At 43.7% G+C, this 21,943-nt stretch carries 18 protein-coding genes and 1 other annotated feature; of the genes, 17 read left to right on the top strand and 1 reads right to left on the bottom strand.

The features are described from left to right. Window positions 1-112 precede the first annotated feature (112 nt). From AC1DVB_RS17980 to pyrE, 15 genes are all read left to right on the top strand, one after another. The gene (locus tag AC1DVB_RS17980) at window positions 113-886 is read left to right on the top strand and encodes a YlmH family RNA-binding protein (RefSeq protein WP_057278437.1); all 774 of its coding nucleotides are present in this window, start codon (window positions 113-115) and stop codon (window positions 884-886) included. Between the two features lie 85 nt (window positions 887-971). After that, the gene (locus AC1DVB_RS17975) at window positions 972-1,487 is read left to right on the top strand and encodes a DivIVA domain-containing protein (RefSeq protein WP_034313857.1); all 516 of its coding nucleotides are present in this window, start codon (window positions 972-974) and stop codon (window positions 1,485-1,487) included. Window positions 1,488-1,550: 63 nt separating this feature from the next. Then, window positions 1,551-1,793: a binding site (T-box leader), on the top strand. 88 nt (window positions 1,794-1,881) lie between these two features. Then, on the top strand, window positions 1,882-4,650 hold the full coding sequence (ileS, locus tag AC1DVB_RS17970) for an isoleucine--tRNA ligase (RefSeq protein WP_477590275.1): 2,769 nt from the start codon (window positions 1,882-1,884) through the stop codon (window positions 4,648-4,650). Between the two features lie 208 nt (window positions 4,651-4,858). Further along, complete coding sequence (gene lspA / locus AC1DVB_RS17965) at window positions 4,859-5,329, top strand: signal peptidase II (protein WP_034313851.1); 471 nt, start codon at window positions 4,859-4,861, stop codon at window positions 5,327-5,329. Then, on the top strand, window positions 5,322-6,239 hold the full coding sequence (locus tag AC1DVB_RS17960; RefSeq protein ID WP_034313849.1) for an RluA family pseudouridine synthase: 918 nt from the start codon (window positions 5,322-5,324) through the stop codon (window positions 6,237-6,239). Before lspA ends, AC1DVB_RS17960 begins: the two co-directional genes overlap by 8 nt. Window positions 6,240-6,396: 157 nt before the next feature. Continuing rightward, window positions 6,397-6,978, top strand: a complete 582-nt coding sequence (pyrR, locus tag AC1DVB_RS17955; RefSeq protein ID WP_057278480.1) for a bifunctional pyr operon transcriptional regulator/uracil phosphoribosyltransferase PyrR — start codon at window positions 6,397-6,399, stop codon at window positions 6,976-6,978. 177 nt (window positions 6,979-7,155) lie between these two features. Further along, window positions 7,156-8,445: a solute carrier family 23 protein gene (locus AC1DVB_RS17950; protein ID WP_057278435.1), complete on the top strand. Its 1,290-nt coding sequence runs from the start codon at window positions 7,156-7,158 to the stop codon at window positions 8,443-8,445. Window positions 8,446-8,640: 195 nt separating this feature from the next. Next, window positions 8,641-9,576, top strand: a complete 936-nt coding sequence (locus AC1DVB_RS17945; RefSeq protein WP_057278434.1) for an aspartate carbamoyltransferase catalytic subunit — start codon at window positions 8,641-8,643, stop codon at window positions 9,574-9,576. After that, window positions 9,539-10,825, top strand: a complete 1,287-nt coding sequence (locus AC1DVB_RS17940; protein WP_057278433.1) for a dihydroorotase — start codon at window positions 9,539-9,541, stop codon at window positions 10,823-10,825. Before AC1DVB_RS17945 ends, AC1DVB_RS17940 begins: the two co-directional genes overlap by 38 nt. After that, window positions 10,822-11,928 carry a carbamoyl phosphate synthase small subunit gene (locus tag AC1DVB_RS17935; protein WP_057278432.1) on the top strand — a complete coding sequence of 369 codons (1,107 nt, stop codon included), beginning with the start codon at window positions 10,822-10,824 and terminating at the stop codon, window positions 11,926-11,928. The genes AC1DVB_RS17940 and AC1DVB_RS17935 overlap by 4 nt, the downstream gene beginning before the upstream one ends. Beyond that, window positions 11,907-15,113: a carbamoyl-phosphate synthase large subunit gene (gene carB, locus AC1DVB_RS17930; protein ID WP_057278431.1), complete on the top strand. Its 3,207-nt coding sequence runs from the start codon at window positions 11,907-11,909 to the stop codon at window positions 15,111-15,113. The genes AC1DVB_RS17935 and carB overlap by 22 nt, the downstream gene beginning before the upstream one ends. Then, entirely contained in the window at window positions 15,110-15,889 is a 780-nt protein-coding gene (locus tag AC1DVB_RS17925; protein ID WP_477590271.1) for a dihydroorotate dehydrogenase electron transfer subunit, read from the top strand. The genes carB and AC1DVB_RS17925 overlap by 4 nt, the downstream gene beginning before the upstream one ends. Continuing rightward, window positions 15,886-16,827 carry a dihydroorotate dehydrogenase gene (locus tag AC1DVB_RS17920; protein WP_034313828.1) on the top strand — a complete coding sequence of 314 codons (942 nt, stop codon included), beginning with the start codon at window positions 15,886-15,888 and terminating at the stop codon, window positions 16,825-16,827. The genes AC1DVB_RS17925 and AC1DVB_RS17920 overlap by 4 nt, the downstream gene beginning before the upstream one ends. Beyond that, window positions 16,799-17,515 carry an orotidine-5'-phosphate decarboxylase gene (pyrF, locus tag AC1DVB_RS17915; protein WP_454862191.1) on the top strand — a complete coding sequence of 239 codons (717 nt, stop codon included), beginning with the start codon at window positions 16,799-16,801 and terminating at the stop codon, window positions 17,513-17,515. Before AC1DVB_RS17920 ends, pyrF begins: the two co-directional genes overlap by 29 nt. Beyond that, window positions 17,509-18,144 carry an orotate phosphoribosyltransferase gene (gene pyrE / locus AC1DVB_RS17910; protein WP_477590269.1) on the top strand — a complete coding sequence of 212 codons (636 nt, stop codon included), beginning with the start codon at window positions 17,509-17,511 and terminating at the stop codon, window positions 18,142-18,144. The genes pyrF and pyrE overlap by 7 nt, the downstream gene beginning before the upstream one ends. A gap of 46 nt (window positions 18,145-18,190) precedes the next feature. Here the strand turns inward: pyrE and AC1DVB_RS17905 are convergent, their stop codons facing one another. Beyond that, the gene (locus AC1DVB_RS17905) at window positions 18,191-19,912 is read right to left on the bottom strand and encodes an Rqc2 family fibronectin-binding protein (protein ID WP_095678858.1); all 1,722 of its coding nucleotides are present in this window, start codon (window positions 19,910-19,912) and stop codon (window positions 18,191-18,193) included. A gap of 287 nt (window positions 19,913-20,199) precedes the next feature. Here AC1DVB_RS17905 and AC1DVB_RS17900 point away from each other — a divergent pair, with 287 nt between their 5' ends. Together AC1DVB_RS17900 and AC1DVB_RS17895 are read left to right on the top strand one after the other, a co-directional pair. After that, the gene (locus AC1DVB_RS17900; protein ID WP_262869245.1) at window positions 20,200-20,328 is read left to right on the top strand and encodes a hypothetical protein; all 129 of its coding nucleotides are present in this window, start codon (window positions 20,200-20,202) and stop codon (window positions 20,326-20,328) included. Then, window positions 20,328-21,943: cation-translocating P-type ATPase (locus AC1DVB_RS17895; protein WP_477590266.1), on the top strand; the 1,616-nt coding region annotated here is incomplete at its 3' end. The genes AC1DVB_RS17900 and AC1DVB_RS17895, both read left to right, overlap by 1 nt.

Genomic DNA, 21,943 nt, shown 5'->3' with positions numbered 1-21,943 from the left:
TATTACTACACAGTCGGAACAATTTCCGCTGTGTAGTTGCAACGCAGAATGAGTTCAATCAATTCCATATGATCGACCATTAATTTGATAACTAAGGAGCATTTATTCAATCATGAGTATTTATCAGCATTTCAGGCCGGAGGAAAAAGATTTTATCGACCAGGCCATGAATTGGATTGATCAGGTTAAACATTCCTACGCTCCGAAACTATCTGATTTTCTTGATCCGCGTCAGCAGGAAATCCTTACTTCCCTAATAGGGAATGATCCGGAAGCGAAACTGCAATTCAATGGCGGGAGCGATTTCGTAGAGCGAAAACGTGTGCTCATTTACCCTGATTATTACTCTCCTGAACCATCTGATTTCAATATCTCCTTATACGATATCTCCTATCCAAAAAAATTTGTAACGCTTGAACATAGGCAAATACTTGGAACCTTGATGTCACTAGGGGTAAAACGTGAAAAATTTGGTGATATAATAGTGACGGAAGAGGATATTCAATTTATAGCTGCCGAAGAGATGGATTCATATCTCACTGGAAATCTGGAGAAAATAGGTAATGCTTCCGTTTCCATCAAACGGCTTCCAATCGGGAATATCGTTCAAGTTAAGGAAAAATGGGAAGAGCAAGTAACCACCGTCAGTTCTCTTAGGCTTGACAGTGTACTATCGGCCGTCCTGAATTTGTCCCGTCAAAAAACACAGTCCTTGATAACGTCAGGAAAAGTAAAGGTGAATTTCAAGCAAACGGAAAACGTCTCGGAAGAATGCCGTGAGGGTGACACACTTTCCATCAGAGGTTTTGGCAGATGTAAAATAGCTTCAATCGATGGGAAAACCAAGAAGGATAAGTGGAGAATCTCGTTAGGCAGACAAAAATAATTCAAGAAAAAGCAGGAATCATAAATTTATTGTCGAATATAGAGTTTTAACATACTAGAGTAGAAACCGTTCTGGAGGTGCCGTAATGCCCTTAACCCCGATAGATATACATAACAAGGAATTTAACAAAGTATTTCGAGGGTATGATGAAGATGAAGTAAATGAATTTCTCGACCAGGTCATTAAAGATTATGAACTGATTTTGAGGGAGAAGAAGGAACTTGAAGATAAACTGAACGAGACTTTTGATCGTTTGGGACATTTTACGACAATTGAGGGTACACTTAACAAGTCGATTATTGTCGCACAGGAAGCAGCCGAAGAATTAAGGCGCAATGCCCAAAAAGAAGCGAAACTGATCATAAAGGAAGCAGAGAAAAATGCTGACAGGATCGTAAATGAGTCACTTGTGAAAGCAAGGAAAATAGCGATGGATATTGAAGATTTGAAAAAGCAATCCAAAGTATTCCGGACACGTTTCAAAATGCTTGTCGGTGCACAGCTGGATTTGCTGGACAATGACGATTGGGATCATCTTCTGGATTATGAAGTGGATGCGACTGAAATAGAATTAAATGAGAGAGTGGAAGAGGAAATTTAAACGATTCCTTGACTTTGAACACTTTTTTCGCATATAATTTTTTAACAATACAATTCATTATGAAATTAGACGATGACAGGGAAAGTAAATTCTTCACACACTTATTTTTAGCGAACCGGGGATGGTGAAAGCCCGGAATAAGCGAAGAATTGAAGATCACCCTTGAGTTCTGAGTTGAACCTGCTTTTGCAGTAAGTAAATGAAGCGTTTCATTCACGTTACGAATGCTCGAGAGGTTGGATTCACTTTTGTGAATCTTTCTAGCCAGGGTGGTACCGCGGGAAGCAAAGCTTTCTCGTCCCTTTTTTAGGGATGAGAGGGCTTTTTATTTTGGCCGGATATCAAGTCATCGGTTCGAATGAATTTTTTTAAAAGACGGATGGAGGATTTTATGATGGAATACAAAGATACCTTATTGATGCCTAAAACTGAATTTCCAATGCGGGGGAATTTGCCGAAGCGTGAACCGGAAATCCAAGAAAAATGGAAAGAAATGAACATCTATAAAAAAGTGCAAGAACAAACGGAAGGACGTCCTTTATTCATTTTGCATGATGGACCTCCATATGCCAACGGCGATATCCACATGGGCCATGCAATGAATAAGGTTTTAAAGGATTTCATTGTCCGATTTAAATCGATGAGCGGTTTTCAAGCACCGTATGTGCCTGGCTGGGATACACATGGGCTTCCAATCGAAACGGCATTGACGAAAAAAGGCGTGAAACGGAAAGAAATGAGCGTTGCCGAATTCAGAAAGCTTTGTGAAGAGTATGCTTATGGCCAGATTGACAATCAACGGGAGCAGTTTAAGAGAATAGGGGTCCGTGGTGATTGGGAAAATCCTTATATCACATTGAAGCCTGAATATGAAGCACAGCAAATCAAGGTATTCGGTGAAATGGCGAAAAAAGGCTACATTTATAAAGGGAAAAAACCTGTTTACTGGTCTCCTTCAAGTGAATCGGCGCTAGCCGAAGCTGAAATTGAATATCAAGACAAACGCTCTGCGTCGATCTATGTTGCTTTTGAAGTTACAGATGGCAAAGGTGTGATCGATGAAGGCGTCAAGATCATCATCTGGACGACGACTCCATGGACGATTCCAGCTAATCTTGGTATCTCATTGCATCCGCAATTAAATTATGTAGTAGTGGCTGTCGAAAATGAAAAATTCTTAATTGCTGAGGCACTGCTTGAATCGGTTACGGAAACATTAGGCTGGGAAAACCCGTCCATCCAAAAAACAGTAAAAGGGAGCGAGTTGGACCGTGCTGTTGCCAAACACCCTCTTTATGACCGTGAATCTTTAGTGATGTTAGGTGAGCACGTAACGACTGAAGCTGGAACGGGTTGTGTTCACACTGCGCCAGGCCATGGTGAAGACGACTTTATCATTGGGCAAAAATATGGCTTGGACGTACTTTGTCCTGTAGATGAAAAAGGGGTCATGACGGAAGAAGCAGGGGAATTTGCCGGATTATTTTATGATCAAGCGAATAAACCGATTACCGAAAAATTAACTGAAGCAGGCGCGTTATTGAACTTGACGTTCATCACACACTCTTATCCACATGACTGGCGGACGAAGAAGCCAACGATCTTCCGTGCAACAGCACAATGGTTCGCGTCAATCAAGGACTTCCGCAATGAACTTCTGGAAGCGATTGAAGAAACGAAATGGGTTCCTGCTTGGGGCGAAACGCGTCTATTCAATATGGTCCGTGACCGTGGGGATTGGTGTATTTCCCGCCAACGCGCTTGGGGCGTACCAATTCCAGTGTTTTATGCAGAAAATGGCGAGCCGATCATTACGGATGAAACCATCGACCATATTTCAAACCTATTCCGCGAACACGRTTCAAACATCTGGTTTGAGCGTGAAGCGAAAGATCTTCTGCCTGAAGGCTATGCAYATGAAGGCAGCCCGAATGGTATCTTCACGAAAGAAACGGATATCATGGACGTATGGTTCGATTCCGGTTCTTCTCATCAAGCGGTACTTGAAGAAAGAGACGACTTGCAACGCCCTGCTGACCTTTATTTAGAAGGGTCCGATCAATATCGCGGCTGGTTTAACTCATCACTTTCAACAAGCGTTGCCGTTACAGGCAAAGCACCATATAAAGGTGTACTTAGCCACGGGTTCGCATTGGATGGCGAAGGCCGTAAAATGAGTAAGTCGATTGGGAACGTCGTACTGCCATCCAAGGTCATGAATCAACTTGGTGCAGATATCTTACGTCTTTGGGTAGCTTCGGTGGATTACCAATCGGATGTCAGGGTTTCCGATCCTATTTTAAAACAAGTTTCGGAAGTTTACCGCAAGATCCGTAATACATTCCGCTTCCTGTTAGGGAACTTGGATGGATTCAATCCTAAGACCGATAAAGTGGCTGTTCAAGAATTGCCTGAAGTCGATCGATTCATGCTGGTTAAATTAAATAAGCTGATCAAACAGTCGAAGCTAAGTTATGAAAATTATGAGTTTGCTACCATTTATAATATGGTCAATAATTTCTGTACACAGGATTTAAGTTCGTTCTACCTTGATTATGCAAAAGACATTCTTTATTGTGAAGCACCAAATGGGAAAGAGCGTATGGCCATTCAAACGGTCCTTTACGAATCATTGGTCAGCTTGACCAAATTGGTATCACCGATCCTCTCTCATACAGCTGATGAAGTATGGGCGTTCATTCCGGGTGTAACGGAAGAAAGCGTACAGTTGACATTGATGCCTGAAGAAATTTCCATTGAAGATGCTGAAGTCATTGAAGCAAAATGGACGGCGTTCATGGATGTCCGGGATAATGTTCTGAAAGCATTGGAAGAAGCCCGGAACCAGAAGGTCATCGGAAAATCACTGAATGCTAAAGTGACGGTATATGTTAATGAAGAAACGAAAAATCTGCTTGATGGCATCAAGGAAAGCTTTGAACAGCTATTCATCGTATCCGAATTTGAAATCGCTGGAGATGTGGCAAGTGCCCCAGCCGAAGCGGTTAAACTTGAGGATATAGCGATCCTTGTTACAAAAGCAGAAGGTGAAACGTGTGAACGTTGCTGGAATGTTTCGAAGGAAGTAGGTCAAGTGGAGGATCATCCAACACTTTGCCCGCGTTGTGCTACAGTTGTGAAAGAACATTACGTGAATCAATAATTCCTGCAAAAATGCCGGTCCCTATATGAAGGGCCGGCTTTTTTGTGTGAATGAAAGCTAAAACCCCAATCGTAGAATTTTGCCTTTATCCAATCTTCCCGATATCCTTAAGGAGCAGTTAGCAGACTTCTGTTTTTCGGATTAGTCATTATTTCTAGTTTATGCTACAATTCAAAAGTGAAGATTTGATTAGTTTGGGGGAAAAAATGTGTTTTATTATTTGATTGCCCTTTTGGTCATAGCTCTCGATCAGCTGACAAAATGGATGATTGTGAAAAAAATGGAGTACGGAGAAAGCATTGAAATTATTGAAAACCTTCTATATATCACCTCGCATCGTAATCGTGGGGCAGCATGGGGAATTCTACAAGGTCAAATGTGGTTTTTCTACATCATCACCATCGCTGTCATCATTGGACTTGTCTATTATATTCAGAAAATGGCGAAGGAAAGCATTTTACTTGGAGTTGCACTTGGTCTCATGCTAGGCGGTGCGATTGGTAATTTCATCGATCGTGTTGCTCGTCAGGAAGTAGTGGATTTCGTTCATACCTATATTTTCAGCTACAGTTTCCCGGTATTTAATGTTGCTGATGCTGCGCTTTCAATTGGTGTCGGACTGCTCGTGATTCATATGTTTTTAGAAGAAAAAAACGCTAAGGAGAAAGATAATGGATAAAAGGTTATACAGCATCGATGAAACACTAAAAGGAGTTAGGATTGATAAGGCCCTTTCCACTTTGAATGAGGAATGGTCTCGCACTCAGGTCCAGCAATGGATCAAGGAAGATCATGTTTTGGTAAATGGCGCGGTTATTAAAACGAATTACAAAGCAGTTCCTGGCGATACAATCGAAGTGACGATTCCAGAACTTGAGGAATTGGATGCGGTAGCAGAGGAAATGGATTTGGATATCTATTATGAAGATGCAGATGTACTCGTGGTTAATAAACCGAGCGGTATGGTCGTCCATCCGGCACCGGGACATGTATCTGGCACGCTTGTAAATGGATTGATGGCTCACTGCAAGGATCTTTCTGGAATCAACGGTGTCATGCGTCCTGGAATCGTCCATCGGATCGACAAAGATACATCAGGTCTATTGATGGTTGCCAAAAATGATATGGCACATGAGAAACTGGTACAGCAGCTCGTTGACAAAACGGTTACCCGTAAGTATCAAGCTGTAGTTCATGGTGTGATCCCTCATGATTTCGGAACGATCGATGCACCGATCGGCCGCGATAAAAAAGATCGCCAAAGCATGACTGTCACAGATTCGAATGCCAAAAATGCCGTCACGCATTTCCGTGTCATCGAACGCTTCAAAGATTTCACTTTGGTGGAATGCCAGCTTGAAACGGGAAGGACACATCAAATCCGTGTTCATATGAAATACATTGGCTTCCCACTGGCGGGAGATCCGAAATATGGTCCGAAAAAGACCCTGAAATTGGATGGACAAGCGTTGCACGCCGGTCTTCTAGGTTTCATTCATCCACGTACTAATGAGTATATGGAATTCGAAGCTCCGATTCCGGAGGAGTTTGAAAATCTAATTAATCAATTACGTAGAAGTAAGGATTGACACATTCACTTTTTTGATATATTATAATAACAACTTAATAAGAACCTTTAACACAGTTCAGAGAGACTGAGAAGGAAACGGATACGCAAAGTGGGATAATTATGCCCCCGGCGGTAAAATCCTCATGCCTTCTTGGCATGAGGATTTTTTTGTTGAAATGGACTTATCAGAAAAAAGAATCGGGGTGGCCGACGTGTTGAATGAGAAAGCCATAGTACTTGATGAGCAGGCCATTAGCAGAGCCTTGACGAGGATTGCCCATGAAATCATTGAGAAAAATAAGGGGATTGAGGATTGCGTCTTAATCGGGATACGTACACGCGGGATTTTCCTCGCTGACCGACTTGCGAAGCGCATCAATCAAATAGAAGGCAAGGAAATAGAGCTGGGTGAACTGGATATTACGCTTTATCGCGACGACCTTTCGAAAAAGAGCAATGATGGGGAACCCATCGTAAAAGGCTCTGACATTCCGGTCAATATCACTGACAAGAAAGTGATTTTAGTGGATGATGTTCTTTTCACAGGCAGAACCGTTAGAGCCGCAATGGATGCTCTGGTGGATTTGGGAAGACCTTCGCAGATCCAGCTTGCCGTATTAGTGGATAGGGGACATAGGGAATTGCCGATTCGCGCGGATTTCGTCGGTAAAAACGTTCCGACTTCACAATCTGAAAAAATTACAGTTACTTTAACAGAAGTAGATCAAGTAGATCAAGTTACTATATTAGAAAACTAAACACCATGAAAATTTCATATTACCCTTTTAAAGACAGTCCAGAGAGGCTGGCAAAGGGGAGTCAATCGGAAGAGCTGTGCCCTATGTATAGGCATTTACCTTCTGAGAAACCCTCTTTGTATATAGCAAAGAGGGTTTTTACAGTTTTGATGGAATTTTCATGAGGGGGATACGGAAATGGAAGAAACGAAAAGGGACATCGTACTGGATGTCGAGGACGTGCCAAAGGCTGGACAGTGGATTACGTTAAGCATCCAGCATTTGTTCGCCATGTTCGGTGCAACGGTGCTGGTGCCATTCCTGGTAGGTTTAAGCCCGGCGGTAGCACTGGTATCAAGCGGGTTGGGAACACTTTCATACTTACTGATAACGAAAGGTCAGATACCAGCTTATCTCGGTTCATCTTTCGCTTTCATTACGCCAATCATCGCGGCTAAGGCTTTGGGAGGTCCGGAAGCGGCCATGATCGGTTGTTTTGCGGCAGGGTTCATATATGGGATTGTAGCTTTGATCATCCAGAAAGTCGGTTTGCGCTGGTTAATGAATATACTTCCTCCGGTTGTGGTGGGACCGGTGATTATCGTAATCGGATTAAGCCTTGCCGGAACGGCAGTGGACATGGCAATGTATGATCCGCAAGATAAATACAGCGTCACTTATATAATTATAGCGCTGATCACTTTAGCGGTAACCATCATCTGCAACGTGTTCTTTAAGGGATTCATTAACTTGATCCCCATTTTAATGGGAATCATAGTGGGCTACGGCTGTTCGGCTGTAGCAGGAATAATAGATTATGAACCGATCAAGGCAGCAAAATGGTGGGAAATGCCTGAATTCATGTTTCCGTATGTAACATATACACCTACCTTCTCATGGGAAGTCATTGCCATCATGGTACCGGTTGCCATCGTAACTTTATCAGAACATATCGGACATCAAATGGTACTGAGCAAAGTAGTCGGCAGAAACTTTTTGGAAAAGCCAGGTTTGCATCGCTCGATTTTAGGAGACGGCGCAGGAATCATGATTGGGTCCTTCATCGGTGGGCCGCCGCTGACTTCGTATGGTGAAAATATTGGGGTCTTGACCATGACGAAGGCGTACAGTGTCTATATCATCGGAGGGGCAGCATTGACTGCAATCATCTTTGGCTTTAACGGTAAGATTTCAGCAGTCATCAGCTCGATACCTACAGCTGTGATGGGCGGCATTTCCATCTTGCTCTTCGGTATCATCGCCTCAAGTGGATTGAGGATGCTGATTGATAATAAGGTCGACTTTGACAAAAAAAGAAACTTGATGATAGCTTCAGTCATCCTGGTGTTAGGAATCGGAGGAGCGTTCGTACAACTATCGGAAACGGTATCGCTTTCCGGAATGGCACTTTCAGCCATCGTCGGAATCCTTCTTAACTTGATTCTTCCTGACCGGGAAAAAATATCCGGAGATATATTTGGAAAATAAGATATTGCATCAAAACAATAGATCACCTTTTAAAAGAAGTCCAGAGAGGCTTAAAAGGGTGTTGCTGTAAAGATGAGAGAACGGGGAAAAGTGTAAACCAATCCGTGTCCTCACAATCTTTATGACCTACACCCTGTCCTTAATGGCGGGGTGTTTTTTATGCCCCGCATCACAAATGTGAGAGGAGCAGGATCGATGAAAAAATTATTGACCATGAATGAATTGACAATAAGTGAAATTGAAAGGATTTTACATGAGGCAGAGTGTTTTGCCAACGGAGCCAGCTGGATTCCAAAGCAGCTGACCACAGTTGCCAATCTCTTCTTTGAACCAAGTACACGTACAAAATCAAGCTTTGAAATGGCTGAAAGAAAATTGGGACTTGAGGTCATTCCTTTTGATGCGGGTACATCATCCGTGTTAAAAGGCGAAACCTTATATGACACAGTTAAAACGTTAGAAGCGATAGGTGTAAATGCCTTGATCATCCGTCATGAACAGGATAATTATTTTGACGAATTGAATGAGAAGATCGGGATTCCAATAATTAATGCAGGGGATGGCTGCGGAAATCACCCAACCCAATCATTACTGGACTTATTGACGATTAAACAAGAGTTTAAAAGTTTCAAAGATCTTAAGATTGCGATAATCGGTGATGTAAGGCATAGTCGGGTTGCGAAATCGAATGCAGAAGCACTGACTCGTTTAGGAGCGAATGTCGTATTTTCGGGCCCGCCTGAATGGTTTGACAGATCAAACAGTTTAGGAAGATATGAAGACATCGATCATGCGGTAGCTACATCGGATGTGGTCATGCTGCTTAGAATACAGCATGAAAGGCATATTGATAAATACGATCAGGCAAATGGAGATTACCTGGAAAAATTCGGCCTGACCAAACAACGTGAAAAAAATATGAAACCGGATGCGATCATCATGCATCCTGCACCAATAAACCGCGGTGTTGAAATAGACAGTGATTTAGTCGAATGCAGCCGCTCGAGAATTTTTAAACAAATGGAAAATGGCGTATTCATTAGAATGGCCGTATTAAAAAATGTGCTTGAACAAACCGAAGGGGGAAACATCCATGAAAACAGTAATCAAAAATGGAGTATTGCTAGATAATCAAAACTCATTCAAAAAAGCGGACATTGAGATAGAAGGCAAGGTCATCACAAAGATCGGCGAGAACTTGGAGACGGAAAATTGTAATGTAGTTGACGCTGGAGGATTACTGATTACACCCGGGCTTGTTGACCTGCATGTCCATTTACGCGAACCGGGCGGCGAACATAAGGAAACAATCGCAAGCGGGACGCTTGCAGCGGCAAGAGGCGGTTTCACTACGGTAGCGGCGATGCCTAATACAAGGCCAGTTCCTGATACAGTGGAGAACCTAGAAGCGCTTAACAGGAAAATTGAAGAAACGGCTCATGTCAGGGTACTCCCATATGCATCCATCACGATTAGGGAAGCTGGCAAGGAGCTGACCGACTTTGCTTCACTAAAACAAACGGGTGCTTTCGCCTTTACGGACGATGGCGTAGGAATTCAAGAAGCCGGGATGATGCTGGAAGCGATGAAACGGGCAGCCGCTCAAGATATGGCCATTGTTGCTCATTGTGAAGACAATAGCTTAATCAATAAAGGCTCCGTCCATGAAGGAAGATTCTCAAAAGAACAGGGAATCAATGGGATTCCGTCGGTATGTGAAGCTGTACATATCGCCCGGGATATCCTTCTTGCCGAAGCGGCGGACTGCCATTATCACGTTTGCCATATTTCCACGAAGGAATCGGTAAGGACGGTAAGGGATGCCAAACGCGCCGGTATCCGTGTCACCGCCGAAGTTACACCGCATCACTTATTATTGTGTGAAGATGATATACCGGGACTTGATACGAATTATAAAATGAACCCGCCATTAAGGGGCCGTGAAGATCGGGATGCGTTGATAGAAGGATTGCTTGACGGAACAATCGATTTTATAGCAACAGACCATGCCCCGCATGCGGCAGAGGAAAAGGCGCAGGGAATGCAGCTGGCTCCTTTCGGAATAGTAGGATTGGAAACGGCCTTCCCGCTGCTTTACACCGAATTGGTTAAAAAGGGCATCATAACATTAAAGCAATTGATCGATTTCATGACAATCAAACCATCCGAAAGCTTCTCCCTTCCTTATGGAGAGCTAAAAGAAGGTGCTACTGCGGATATCGTACTCATCGATTTGGAAACGGAAAAAGAAATCAATGCTGAAGAGTTTGCTTCAAAAGGGAAAAATACACCTTTTAATGAAAAGAAATGTTATGGCTGGCCAGTCATGACGATTGCAGAAGGAAAAATAGCTTGGGAAAAAGGACGTGTTCAAGGATGAAAAGACAGCTAATTTTAGAAGATGGGACAGTATTCCTTGGGGAAGCATTCGGAGGGGACGTAGAAAAAATAGGTGAAGTCGTTTTTAACACAGGAATGACGGGTTACCAAGAGATTCTATCCGATCCATCGTATTGCGGTCAAATCGTTACACTTACGTATCCATTAATCGGAAACTACGGGATAAACCGCGATGACTTTGAATCCATCAATCCAGCGATAGCAGGATTCGTCGTTAAGGAAACAGCAGAACTTCCTTCCAACTGGCGAAACCAATTATCACTAGATGAATATCTGAAAATGAAGAACATACCTGGAATAAGCGGAATCGATACGAGAAAGCTGACAAGAATCATCAGGAAATCAGGTGCACTGAAAGGGGCGCTTTGCAATATCAATAAAGATGCAAATGAAGTGGTTTCCCAATTGAAGGCAACGGTGATTCCTTCTAATCAGGTAAAACAGGTTTCAACAAAAGCACCTTATTCCAGCCCGGGCAGAGGCCCGCGGGTTGTTCTTGTAGACTACGGCATGAAGCATGGGATTTTACGTGAGTTGACGAAGCGCGGCTGYGATGTCGTGGTTGTGCCTTATAACGTCACGGCCGAAGAAGTGATGCAATACCATCCGGATGGCGTAATGCTTTCAAACGGCCCTGGAGATCCGAAAAGTGTTCTTGAGACGCTCGAAATGATCCGTACAATCCAAACGCAAGTACCGTTATTCGGAATCTGTTTAGGACATCAATTATTCGCACTTGCAAACGGGGCGGATACGGCAAAATTAAAATTCGGCCATCGAGGTTCGAATCATCCGGTCAGGGACCTTCGTACCGGAAAGGTATCCATCACATCTCAAAATCATGGATATACAGTTGAAGAGCTTTCCATTGAAAGTACAGATCTTATTGTGACACATACAGCATTGAATGACGATACGATTGAAGGCCTGCGCCATAAAAAGTATCCGGCTTTCACCGTACAATATCACCCGGAAGCATCACCAGGTCCGGAAGATGCCAACTACTTATTCAATGAATTCTTACAAATGATTGAAGCTGCAACCAACAAGGGGGAAAAAACATGCCAAAACGCAATGATATAAAAAGCATCCTAGTAATTGGTTCCGGTCCGATCGTCATCGGACAGGCCGCCGAGTTCGATTATGCAGGAACCCAAGCGTGTATAGCCTTAAAAGAAGAAGGCTATCGAGTGATCCTGATTAACTCAAACCCTGCGACAATCATGACAGACACTGAAATGGCTGACGCGGTTTATATCGAACCGATCACATTGGAATTTGTCAGCAAAATCATTCGTAAAGAGCGCCCGGATGCACTGTTACCTACCTTGGGCGGACAGACTGGCTTGAACATGGCAGTTGAGCTTGCCGAATCAGGAATTCTGGAAGAATGCAATGTCCAAATTCTTGGGACCAAACTTTCGGCTATACAACAAGCGGAAGACCGTGACCTTTTCCGTACGCTAATGAACGATCTTGGGGAACCAGTGCCTGACAGCGACATTATTCATAACCTGGAAGAAGCTTATACATTCGTTGAACGAGTCGGCTACCCGGTCATTGTTCGTCCAGCCTTCACGCTTGGCGGAACAGGCGGTGGGATTTGTGATAACGAAGAGCAGCTTATCGAGATCGTTGAGGGTGGCCTGAAAAGCAGCCCGGTTCACCAATGTCTGCTTGAGAAGAGCATTGCCGGTTTCAAAGAAGTGGAATATGAAGTGATGCGTGATTCCAATGATAATGCAATAGTCGTTTGTAATATGGAAAACTTCGATCCTGTCGGTGTCCATACAGGCGATTCAATCGTTGCGGCACCAAGCCAAACATTAAGTGACAGAGAGTATCAAATGCTTCGAAATACGTCTTTGAAGATTATCCGCGCCTTGAAAATTGAAGGTGGATGTAATGTTCAGCTTGCGCTAGATCCAAACAGCTATCAATATTATGTCATTGAAGTGAACCCAAGGGTCAGCCGTTCTTCGGCACTTGCTTCAAAAGCGACTGGTTATCCTATTGCAAAGCTAGCAGCAAAGATAGCCGTTGGTTTGACGCTCGATGAGATGATGAACCCTGTCACTGGCAAAACCTATGCCAGCTTTGAACCTGCACTGGACTATGTCGTTACGAAAATTCCGCGCTGGCCTTTCGATAAGTTCGAAAGCGCCAACCGTAGGCTCGGTACCCAAATGAAAGCGACCGGAGAAGTCATGGCAATCGGCCGTACATTCGAGGAATCAATCTTAAAAGCTGTCCGTTCCCTTGAAGCGGGTATATTCCACCTTAATTTGAATGACGAGTTTGAGGATGGAAAGATAGAGAAACGGATCAGAAAAGCCGGAGATGAACGGTTATTCTATATCGGTGAAGCGTTAAGAAGGGGAAAAACGATCGAAACCATCCACGAATGGAGCCAGATCGATTTATTCTTCTTGCATAAGTTGAAAAAGATAATCGACTTTGAAAAGCAGCTTAAAGAACATTCTTTTGATTGTGAAGTATTGCAAAAGGCTAAAGAACTAGGGTTTTCTGACAAAACGATCGCGGAAATATGGGGAGTTCCCGAAATTGATGTCTATGAATACCGGAAACAGCAAGGAATCATCCCTGTTTACAAAATGGTTGATACATGTGCTGCCGAATTCGAATCGGAAACTCCGTATTTTTATGGGACATACGAAGATGAGAATGAATCCATCGTCACTGACAAGAAAAGTGTCATTGTTCTGGGATCAGGCCCAATTCGGATCGGGCAAGGAGTAGAGTTTGATTATGCGACCGTACACTCGGTATGGGCCATTAAGGAAGCGGGATATGAAGCGATCATCATCAACAACAATCCCGAAACAGTTTCGACGGATTTCAGTATCTCCGACAAACTTTATTTCGAACCATTGACTATTGAAGATGTCATGCATGTCATCGATTTGGAAAAACCGGAAGGGGTCATCGTCCAGTTTGGCGGACAGACAGCAATCAACCTTGCAGATGGTCTGGTTGAAAGAGGAGTGAAAATCCTAGGTACTTCACTTGAAGACCTGGATAGGGCGGAAAATCGCAATAAATTCGAAAAAGCACTTCAGGATCTAGGCATTCCTCAGCCAAAGGGTAAAACTGCAACATCGGTTGATGAAGCGATCGTCATCGCTGAAGATATCGGGTACCCGGTTTTAGTAAGGCCATCGTATGTCCTCGGAGGAAGAGCGATGGAAATCGTCTATAAACAAGAAGAATTGCTGCATTACATGAAAAATGCCGTGAAAATAAATCCGGATCACCCTGTCCTGATAGACCGCTACTTAACGGGTAAGGAAATCGAAGTGGATGGTATTTCCGATGGCGAAACGGTCGTTATCCCTGGGATCATGGAGCATATTGAGCGCGCCGGCGTCCATTCAGGTGACTCGATTGCAGTCTATCCGCCACAAAACTTAACGGAAAAACAAAAAGAAGTAATCATTGATTATACGACCCGGTTGGCAAAAGGCTTGAATATAATCGGTCTCTTGAACATCCAATATGTCATCAGCAATGAAGAAGTGTATGTGATTGAAGTAAATCCACGTTCCAGCCGAACCGTTCCATTCTTAAGTAAAATTACGAATGTGCCGATGGCTAACTTAGCCACGAAGGTCATCTTGGGCCACACACTTGAAAGCCAAGGTTACAAATCGGGGTTAGTGCCAGAACAAACGGGGGTCTATGTGAAAGTGCCGGTCTTCTCATTTGCGAAATTAAGAGGTGTGGACATTTCCCTCGGACCTGAAATGAAATCGACTGGTGAAGTAATGGGGAAAGATACCACCCTTGAAAAAGCTTTATATAAAGGGCTGGTCGCTTCCGGTTTCAAGATCAAGGGGCATGGTTCGGTGTTATTGACGATATCGGATAAAGATAAGCAGGAAGCGCTGCTTTTAGCAAGGCGTTTCCATAATATCGGCTTCAAGCTGATAGCCACCAGCGGAACTGCTGCCCTATTGGAGCAATCAGGAATTCCGACTGCGATTGTCGGAAAAATTGGCGAAGAAGGTACAAACCTGCTGGATGTCATCCGGAACGGGGAAGCGCAATTTGTTATAAATACTTTGACAAAAGGTAAGCAGCCGGCACGGGATGGTTTCAGAATCCGACGTGAATCGGTTGAAAATGGAGTGACATGCCTAACATCACTTGATACGGCAGAAGCCATTTTAAGAGTGATAGAATCCATGACCTTCTCGGCAGAAGCAATGGGAAAAACGGAAAAAAGTCGTGAGGTGAGCTATATATGATCAAGAAGGAAAGAATGAAGGTGTTAAATCATAAGGAACTGGCCCCGTCCATCTTTGAACTTACCCTGCAAGGTGAATTGGTTTCAGAGATGAATCAACCAGGCCAGTTTGTCCAAGTCAAGACAACAGAAGGCACTGAGCCATTGTTAAGACGCCCGATTTCGATTTCTTCTTACAACAGGAGTGAAAAACAGTTCACGATGATATACCGGGCTGAAGGTAAAGGAACGACACTGTTATCGCAGCGTAAAGAGGCGGAAGCGGTCGATATCCTTGGACCTCTTGGCAACGGATTTCCCGTTCATGAGGCTAAACAGGGTGAAACGGCATTATTGGTTGGCGGCGGGATTGGTGTCCCGCCCCTGTATCAATTATCACAAATGTTGGTTGAGAAAGGTGTTACGGTAATCCATGTATTGGGCTTCCAGACCAAGTCAGCCATCTTTTACGAAAAAGAATTCAGTGAATTAGGTGATACCTATATTGCCACGGTGGATGGTTCATACGGGACAAAAGGATTTGTTACGACGGTAATAGACAATCTGGAGCAAGAGTTTGCAACGATCTTTTCATGCGGGCCTACACCAATGTTAAGAGCCTTGGAATCGGGCTATCGTGAGAAAAAGCTTTTCCTGTCCCTTGAGGAAAGGATGGGATGCGGCATCGGTGCCTGCTTTGCTTGCGTGTGTCATACAGGGGATGACCCAACTGGTTTCAGTTATAAAAAGGTTTGCAGCGATGGACCCGTATTCCGGGCAGGAGAGGTGGTATTATGAGCAGGCTTTCAGTTGAATTACCAGGATTACACTTGAAAAACCCGGTCATGCCAGCATCTGGATGCTTTGGATTCGGCCGTGAATACAGTCAATTTTTCGACTTGGATATTCTTGGGGCGATCATGATCAAAGCGACCACTCCTGAGCCGAGGTTCGGCAACCCGACTCCGCGTGTTGCGGAAACCTCTTCGGGAATGCTGAACGCCATCGGTCTGCAGAATCCAGGCTTGGAAAAGGTCATCAGTGAAGAGCTGGCCTGGCTAAGTAGGTATGATGTTCCCATCATTGCCAACGTTGCAGGTTCGCAAATAGAAGACTATGTAAAAGTTGCCAGTGAAATAAGCAAGGCGGGGAATGTGAAAGCACTTGAATTGAATATCTCTTGTCCGAATGTAAAAGAAGGAGGCATAGCTTTCGGTACGGTACCGGAAGTTGCCAAAGAGGTAACCAAGGCGGTAAAGGAAGTATCTTCCGTCCCAGTCTATGTGAAGCTTTCACCGAATGTCAGTAATATTGTGGATATGGCCAAAGCAGTTGAAGATGGCGGGGCCGACGGGTTGACCATGATAAATACATTAGTCGGCATGCGACTGGATTTAAAAACGGGCAAACCGATCCTTTCTAACAGAACGGGTGGATTATCTGGTCCTGCAATAAAACCTGTAGCACTCCGGATGATTTATGAGGTTAGCCAGCAAGTTTCTATTCCAATAATCGGAATGGGCGGCATCGCTACGGCGGAAGACGTCATTGAATTTTTCTATGCAGGTGCCAGTGCTGTTGCAGTGGGAACCGCGAACTTCGTGGATCCCTTTGTATGCCCGACCATCATCGAAGAATTACCGAAATTGTTGGATGAGCTGGGATTTGACCATATTTCAGAATGTACCGGAAGGAGCTGGAAGCAAAATGAAACAGTCACTAATAATCGCTCTTGATTTCCCTGACCTCCTTCAAACGGAGACATTCCTAAAACAGTTCCATTCGGAAAAACTGGCTGTAAAAGTGGGGATGGAATTATTTTATCAGAATGGTCCATCAATCGTTTCTTTCGTAAAGGAGCAAGGCCATGCTGTGTTTTTGGACTTGAAGCTTCATGATATTCCAAATACCGTTAAAATGGCCATGACCGGATTGGCAGCTTTAGGAGCTGACATGGTCAATGTACATGCGGCAGGTGGACAAAAGATGATGGAAGCAGCCATGGAAGGTCTGGATAAGGGTACGTCCGCTGGTAAAAAACGTCCATTATGCATTGGGGTTACCCAACTGACGAGTACGTCACAAGAACAAATGAATGCTGAGCAAAACATTGCCGGGTCTCTGGAAGATTCGGTCCTCCATTATGCAAAACTTACTAGACAGGCAGGATTGGATGGCGTCGTCTGTTCTACCCATGAAGTAAAGAACATACATGAACGCATCGGTCATGAATTCTTGACCGTCACACCTGGAATCCGAAGTGCAGGTGGACAGACGCATGATCAAAAGAGAATTGCCACGCCTGAACAAGCTAGGGATTTTGGAGCGGATGCCATCGTTGTAGGGAGAGCCATAACGGGGGCGGCAGATCCATTAAGGGCGTATTTGGATATGAAAGCAGCTTGGGAGGGAATATCATGTTAAATAATAAGATAGCTGAACATCTATTGGAAATAAAAGCAGTGTACCTACAGCCGAATGACCCCTTTACTTGGGCATCTGGAATTAAATCACCCATTTATTGTGATAATCGCTTGACCCTTTCATACCCAGAGGTTCGCAATGAAATAGCGGAAGGATTGAAAGGTTTGATTGAACAGCATTTCCCTGAGGCTGAACTGATTGCAGGCACAGCAACTGCCGGCATTCCGCATGCAGCTTGGGTGAGTGAAAAATTAAATGCACCGATGTGCTATGTTCGATCCAAAGCCAAGGAGCACGGTAAGGGCAATCAAATCGAAGGCCGCGCAGTTCCAGGACAAAAAGTGGTCGTTGTAGAAGACTTGATTTCAACCGGCGGAAGTGTGATTACTGCTGTTAAAGCGCTGAAAGAGGCTGGATGTGATGTTCTAGGAGTCGTTTCGATCTTTACTTACGAATTGGAAAAGGGAAAAGAAAAATTCGAAGCTGAGGGCATTATTAACCATTCGTTGAGTGACTACTCTACCTTGATAAAAGTCGCTAATGATAAAGGGTACATCACGGCAGAAGAATTGGAAAAGCTAAAAAAATGGCGGGAGAATCCGGCTGATACAGCTTGGATTTCGGCATGAAAATAGAGGGGGCCCAATCACTCAGGACTGGGCCCCCTCTATTTTTTTACTCCTTTACCGCTTCCTTTAAGCGTATGACAGTATCGGCATCCGGTGTAATATAAACGGTCTGCTGCTGGTCATAGATTACGAACCCGGGCTTGGAACCATTCGGTTTCTTAACATGGCGAACCTGTGTGAAATCAACGGGCACTGAACTCGATTGCTTTGCTTTACTGAAGAAAGCTGCTAATACGGCGGCCTCTTTTATTGTTTTTTCACTTGGCGATTCATTTCGAATCACAACATGTGAGCCGGGTATATCTTTGGTATGAAGCCATATTTCATCACGGCGTGCAAACTTGTTCGTTAAATAATCATTTTGTTTATTATTCTTCCCGACAAAAATGAGATCTCCATCCGTAGCATAATATGTTTCAAGCTGCGGTTTTGCATTTGCAGGCTTTTTCATGCCTTTTTTCTTTTTTTGCCTAATGTATCCTTCTTCCTGAAGTTCTTCCCGAATCTCCTCTATATCCCTGGGTGACGCTGATTGGAGCTGCTGATGCAAGGCTTCGAAGTAGGTCAATTCCAATTTTGTCTTTTCGATTTGTTCTTGGACGACTCCGACTGCATTTTTGGACTTTTGGTATCTTGAGAAGTACTTTTGTGCATTATCTGACGGATTTTTTAATGGGTCAAGCGGGATGGTGACCATACTTTGTTCTTCATCATAATAATTGACGACTTCTATTTCCTTCATGCCTTTTTTCATTTGATATAGATTAGCTGTAAGCAGCTCACCGAACAACTGATACTGTTCACCGCGTTCCGTATCTTTCAATGTACGTTCGAGCTTGCCGATTTTTTTTGAGTTCTTTTCGATTTCATTAGTAATGAAACGTTCTACATCCTGGCTCTTTTGCTTAACCCGATCTCTTTCTGCCTTTCCGAAGTAATAGCGGTCGAGCATCTCGCTCAATGAAGAAAACGTACGTTGATTCCCAGACAGATGCTCTAGTGAAAGCATATAAAAAACTTCTTTATTTCCATCTTGTTTGATCGTGGCAGCATATTTCCGTTCCGAGATTTCCTGGATAATCTTTAAAAAGGCTGTTGGAAGGGTCGTGCTGTTGGCAAGTCCGGCCCGGTAGACGGCTTCCTTTGCAACTAATGGTGAAACTCCTGAAAAATGGGCAACAAGCTGTCGATCCAGCTTTCCTGCATTGAAGTCAATATTCTTCCTGATATCGTCCTCGGTAGCCTTGAAGGGATCATTCTTTTCCTGTGCGGGTGGAGCCTTATACTCCTGGCCGGGCAATATCGCCCGATAACTGTTGACGGCATGTGAAACATGCTTAATGCTGTCCAAAATCATATTTCGTTCTTTATCTACTAAAACAATGTTGCTGTGTCGCCCCATGATTTCGATGATTAACTGCTTTTGAGAGACATCGCCAAGCTCATTACGGCCCTTCACTTCAAAAATGATCATCCTATCAAGTTCATATTGATAAATGTTTTCTATCGTATAGCCTTCGAGGTGCTTCCTAAGAAGCATGCAGAACATGGGTGCCTCTTTGGGATTTTCATAACTTTCTTCGGTCATTTGCACCCTCGAATAACTTGGATGGGCTGATAATAAGAGCTTATGGTTCTTACCTCCAGCACGAACAACTAGTATTACTTCATTTTTATAAGGCTGATGTACCTTATTGATTCGTCCACCTACTAATAAAGAAGCGATTTCTTCCGTCATCGCTTTCGTAAATAATCCATCAAATGACATTCTATTTTTACTTCCTTTACATAAGATTTTCTAAGAACTCATTTTTGCCGGGCGTTATAAATGCATCACGTCTGCCCATTTTAGTAAATCACAATTTTTTTAGCCAACTGGGTGAAAGCAGCAGTTCAGGTACAGTGAATGGATGTATTTTTATTTCCTGATAGTGAATACAAAAATTGGTCCATTCATCATGATTACAGTTCGTTCATTCAAAAAATTATCCGGATCGTTCTTCTTTCCGTAATTCTGTTTAATTATAGCATTATTTTGGACGAGTCTGAATAATCATGGAAGAAGAGCAGGTTGTTTTATGTATCGGTAAGCAGGCAGGTGTTGGAAGAGTAAAGCAAAAAGCGCCTGTTGAGATGTATACAGGAGCCTATTTCATTCTATTCAAAGGGATGTGTGATACTTGATGGAGTTCAGGGAAATGAATAATCAAGAAATGGAGAAAGCGCTTCAAACAAACGTTACACACGGTTTGGACGATGATGTAGTAAAGGACAGGCTGCGAAAGAATGGTTTTAACGAATTGAAGGAAGGAGAAAAACAGTCAGCCATTCTTTTATTTTTCGCCCAATTCAAAGATTTCATGGTCATAGTTTTACTTGCCGCGACATTGGTTTCGGGGATATTGGGTGAATATATCGATGCGATTGCCATCATGGCGATTGTTTTTTTGAATGGATTACTTGGTTTTTTCCAAGAACGGAAGGCAGAAAAATCCTTGGATGCCTTAAAGGAAATGGCTGCACCGCAAGTTAACGTGCTTCGAGATGGCCAKTGGATGAAGATCCYATCGAGAGAAGTGGTTGTTGGGGATATCCTGAAGTTTTCGAGCGGTGACCGTATTGGTGCCGATTTACGGATCATCGACAATTCAAGCCTTGAAATAGAAGAGTCGGCACTTACCGGCGAGTCACTCCCGGCCGTTAAATGTTCTGATCCATTGATGAATGAGGTTGAAGGTATCGGTGATCAGGAAAATATGGCGTTTATGGGAACGATGGTGACAAGAGGGAATGGAGTCGGAATCGTAATCGCTACTGGAATGAATACGGCTATGGGAAAGATTGCGGATCTCCTGCAGACTGCGGAAACAAAAGAAACACCGCTTCAACGGAGGTTGGAGCAGCTAGGCAAAATTTTGATCGTCACGGCCTTAATATTAACTGTAATCGTAGTCCTGACTGGTGTCATTCAAGGACATGACCTTTATACGATGTTTTTGGCCGGGGTATCTCTGGCTGTTGCGGCGATTCCCGAAGGCTTGCCGGCCATTGTGACCGTAGCCTTGTCTTTAGGTGTTCAGCGTATGATCAAACAAAAAGCGATTGTCCGTAAGCTTCCTGCCGTAGAAACGCTTGGCTGTGCAACAGTGATTTGCTCAGATAAAACAGGTACACTGACACAAAACAAAATGACGGTGACGAAGGTTTGGAGTGGAGGGAAAACTTGGGATGTCGGCGGTACTGGTTACAATCCGGTCGGAGAATTTTCTTTAGATGGAGTTTCAGTTGCCCCGAAAAACCATAATGCCTTGCTTCAAATAATTACATTCGGCATGCTCTGTAATAAAGCTGAGTTAAAGGAGAATGGTAAACAATATATTCTAGACGGTGATCCGACAGAAGGKGCGATGTTGGTCGCGGCAATGAAAGCTGGATTGACGAGGGAACACCTATCTAAGAGGTTTACGATAGTAAAGGAGTTTCCATTTGATTCGAGCCGCAAAATGATGAGTGTCATAGTGAAGGATGATAAAGATAATCATTTCGTTATCGTAAAAGGTGCCCCGGACGTATTGATTGCCCAGTCCGACACGATTCTTTGGGAAGGAAGGTCGGAAATATTAAATCGGGAGAGCAAGGAAAGGGTGCAACATGACATGAATGGGCTTGCTTCGCAGGCACTTAGAATGATTGCAGTAGGTTATAAACCTCTTTCAAAAGGAACGATTTTGCTGCATGAAACCGAAGCTGAGAGTAATTTGACCTTCATGGGACTTCAGGGCATGATCGATCCCCCGCG

Source organism: Peribacillus sp. P4_D6 (genome assembly GCF_056401795.1).
This window is presented reverse-complemented; position numbering and strand designations above follow the sequence as displayed.

Bases quoted from the DNA above. Each gene is read 5' to 3' on its own strand.
- AC1DVB_RS17975 (WP_034313857.1), top strand. From the start codon at position 972: ATGCCCTTAACCCCGATAGATATACATAACAAGGAATTTAACAAAGTA.
- AC1DVB_RS17920 (WP_034313828.1), top strand. From the start codon at position 15,886: ATGAGCAGGCTTTCAGTTGAATTACCAGGATTACACTTGAAAAACCCG.
- pyrR (WP_057278480.1), top strand. From the start codon at position 6,397: ATGGACTTATCAGAAAAAAGAATCGGGGTGGCCGACGTGTTGAATGAG.
- AC1DVB_RS17905 (WP_095678858.1), bottom strand. From the start codon at position 19,912: ATGTCATTTGATGGATTATTTACGAAAGCGATGACGGAAGAAATCGCT.
- AC1DVB_RS17950 (WP_057278435.1), top strand. From the start codon at position 7,156: ATGGAAGAAACGAAAAGGGACATCGTACTGGATGTCGAGGACGTGCCA.
- carB (WP_057278431.1), top strand. From the start codon at position 11,907: ATGCCAAAACGCAATGATATAAAAAGCATCCTAGTAATTGGTTCCGGT.
- AC1DVB_RS17945 (WP_057278434.1), top strand. From the start codon at position 8,641: ATGAAAAAATTATTGACCATGAATGAATTGACAATAAGTGAAATTGAA.
- AC1DVB_RS17940 (WP_057278433.1), top strand. From the start codon at position 9,539: ATGAAAACAGTAATCAAAAATGGAGTATTGCTAGATAATCAAAACTCA.
- AC1DVB_RS17980 (WP_057278437.1), top strand. From the start codon at position 113: ATGAGTATTTATCAGCATTTCAGGCCGGAGGAAAAAGATTTTATCGAC.
- AC1DVB_RS17925 (WP_477590271.1), top strand. From the start codon at position 15,110: ATGATCAAGAAGGAAAGAATGAAGGTGTTAAATCATAAGGAACTGGCC.
- AC1DVB_RS17960 (WP_034313849.1), top strand. From the start codon at position 5,322: ATGGATAAAAGGTTATACAGCATCGATGAAACACTAAAAGGAGTTAGG.
- AC1DVB_RS17900 (WP_262869245.1), top strand. From the start codon at position 20,200: ATGGAAGAAGAGCAGGTTGTTTTATGTATCGGTAAGCAGGCAGGTGTT.
- pyrF (WP_454862191.1), top strand. From the start codon at position 16,799: ATGAAACAGTCACTAATAATCGCTCTTGATTTCCCTGACCTCCTTCAA.
- pyrE (WP_477590269.1), top strand. From the start codon at position 17,509: ATGTTAAATAATAAGATAGCTGAACATCTATTGGAAATAAAAGCAGTG.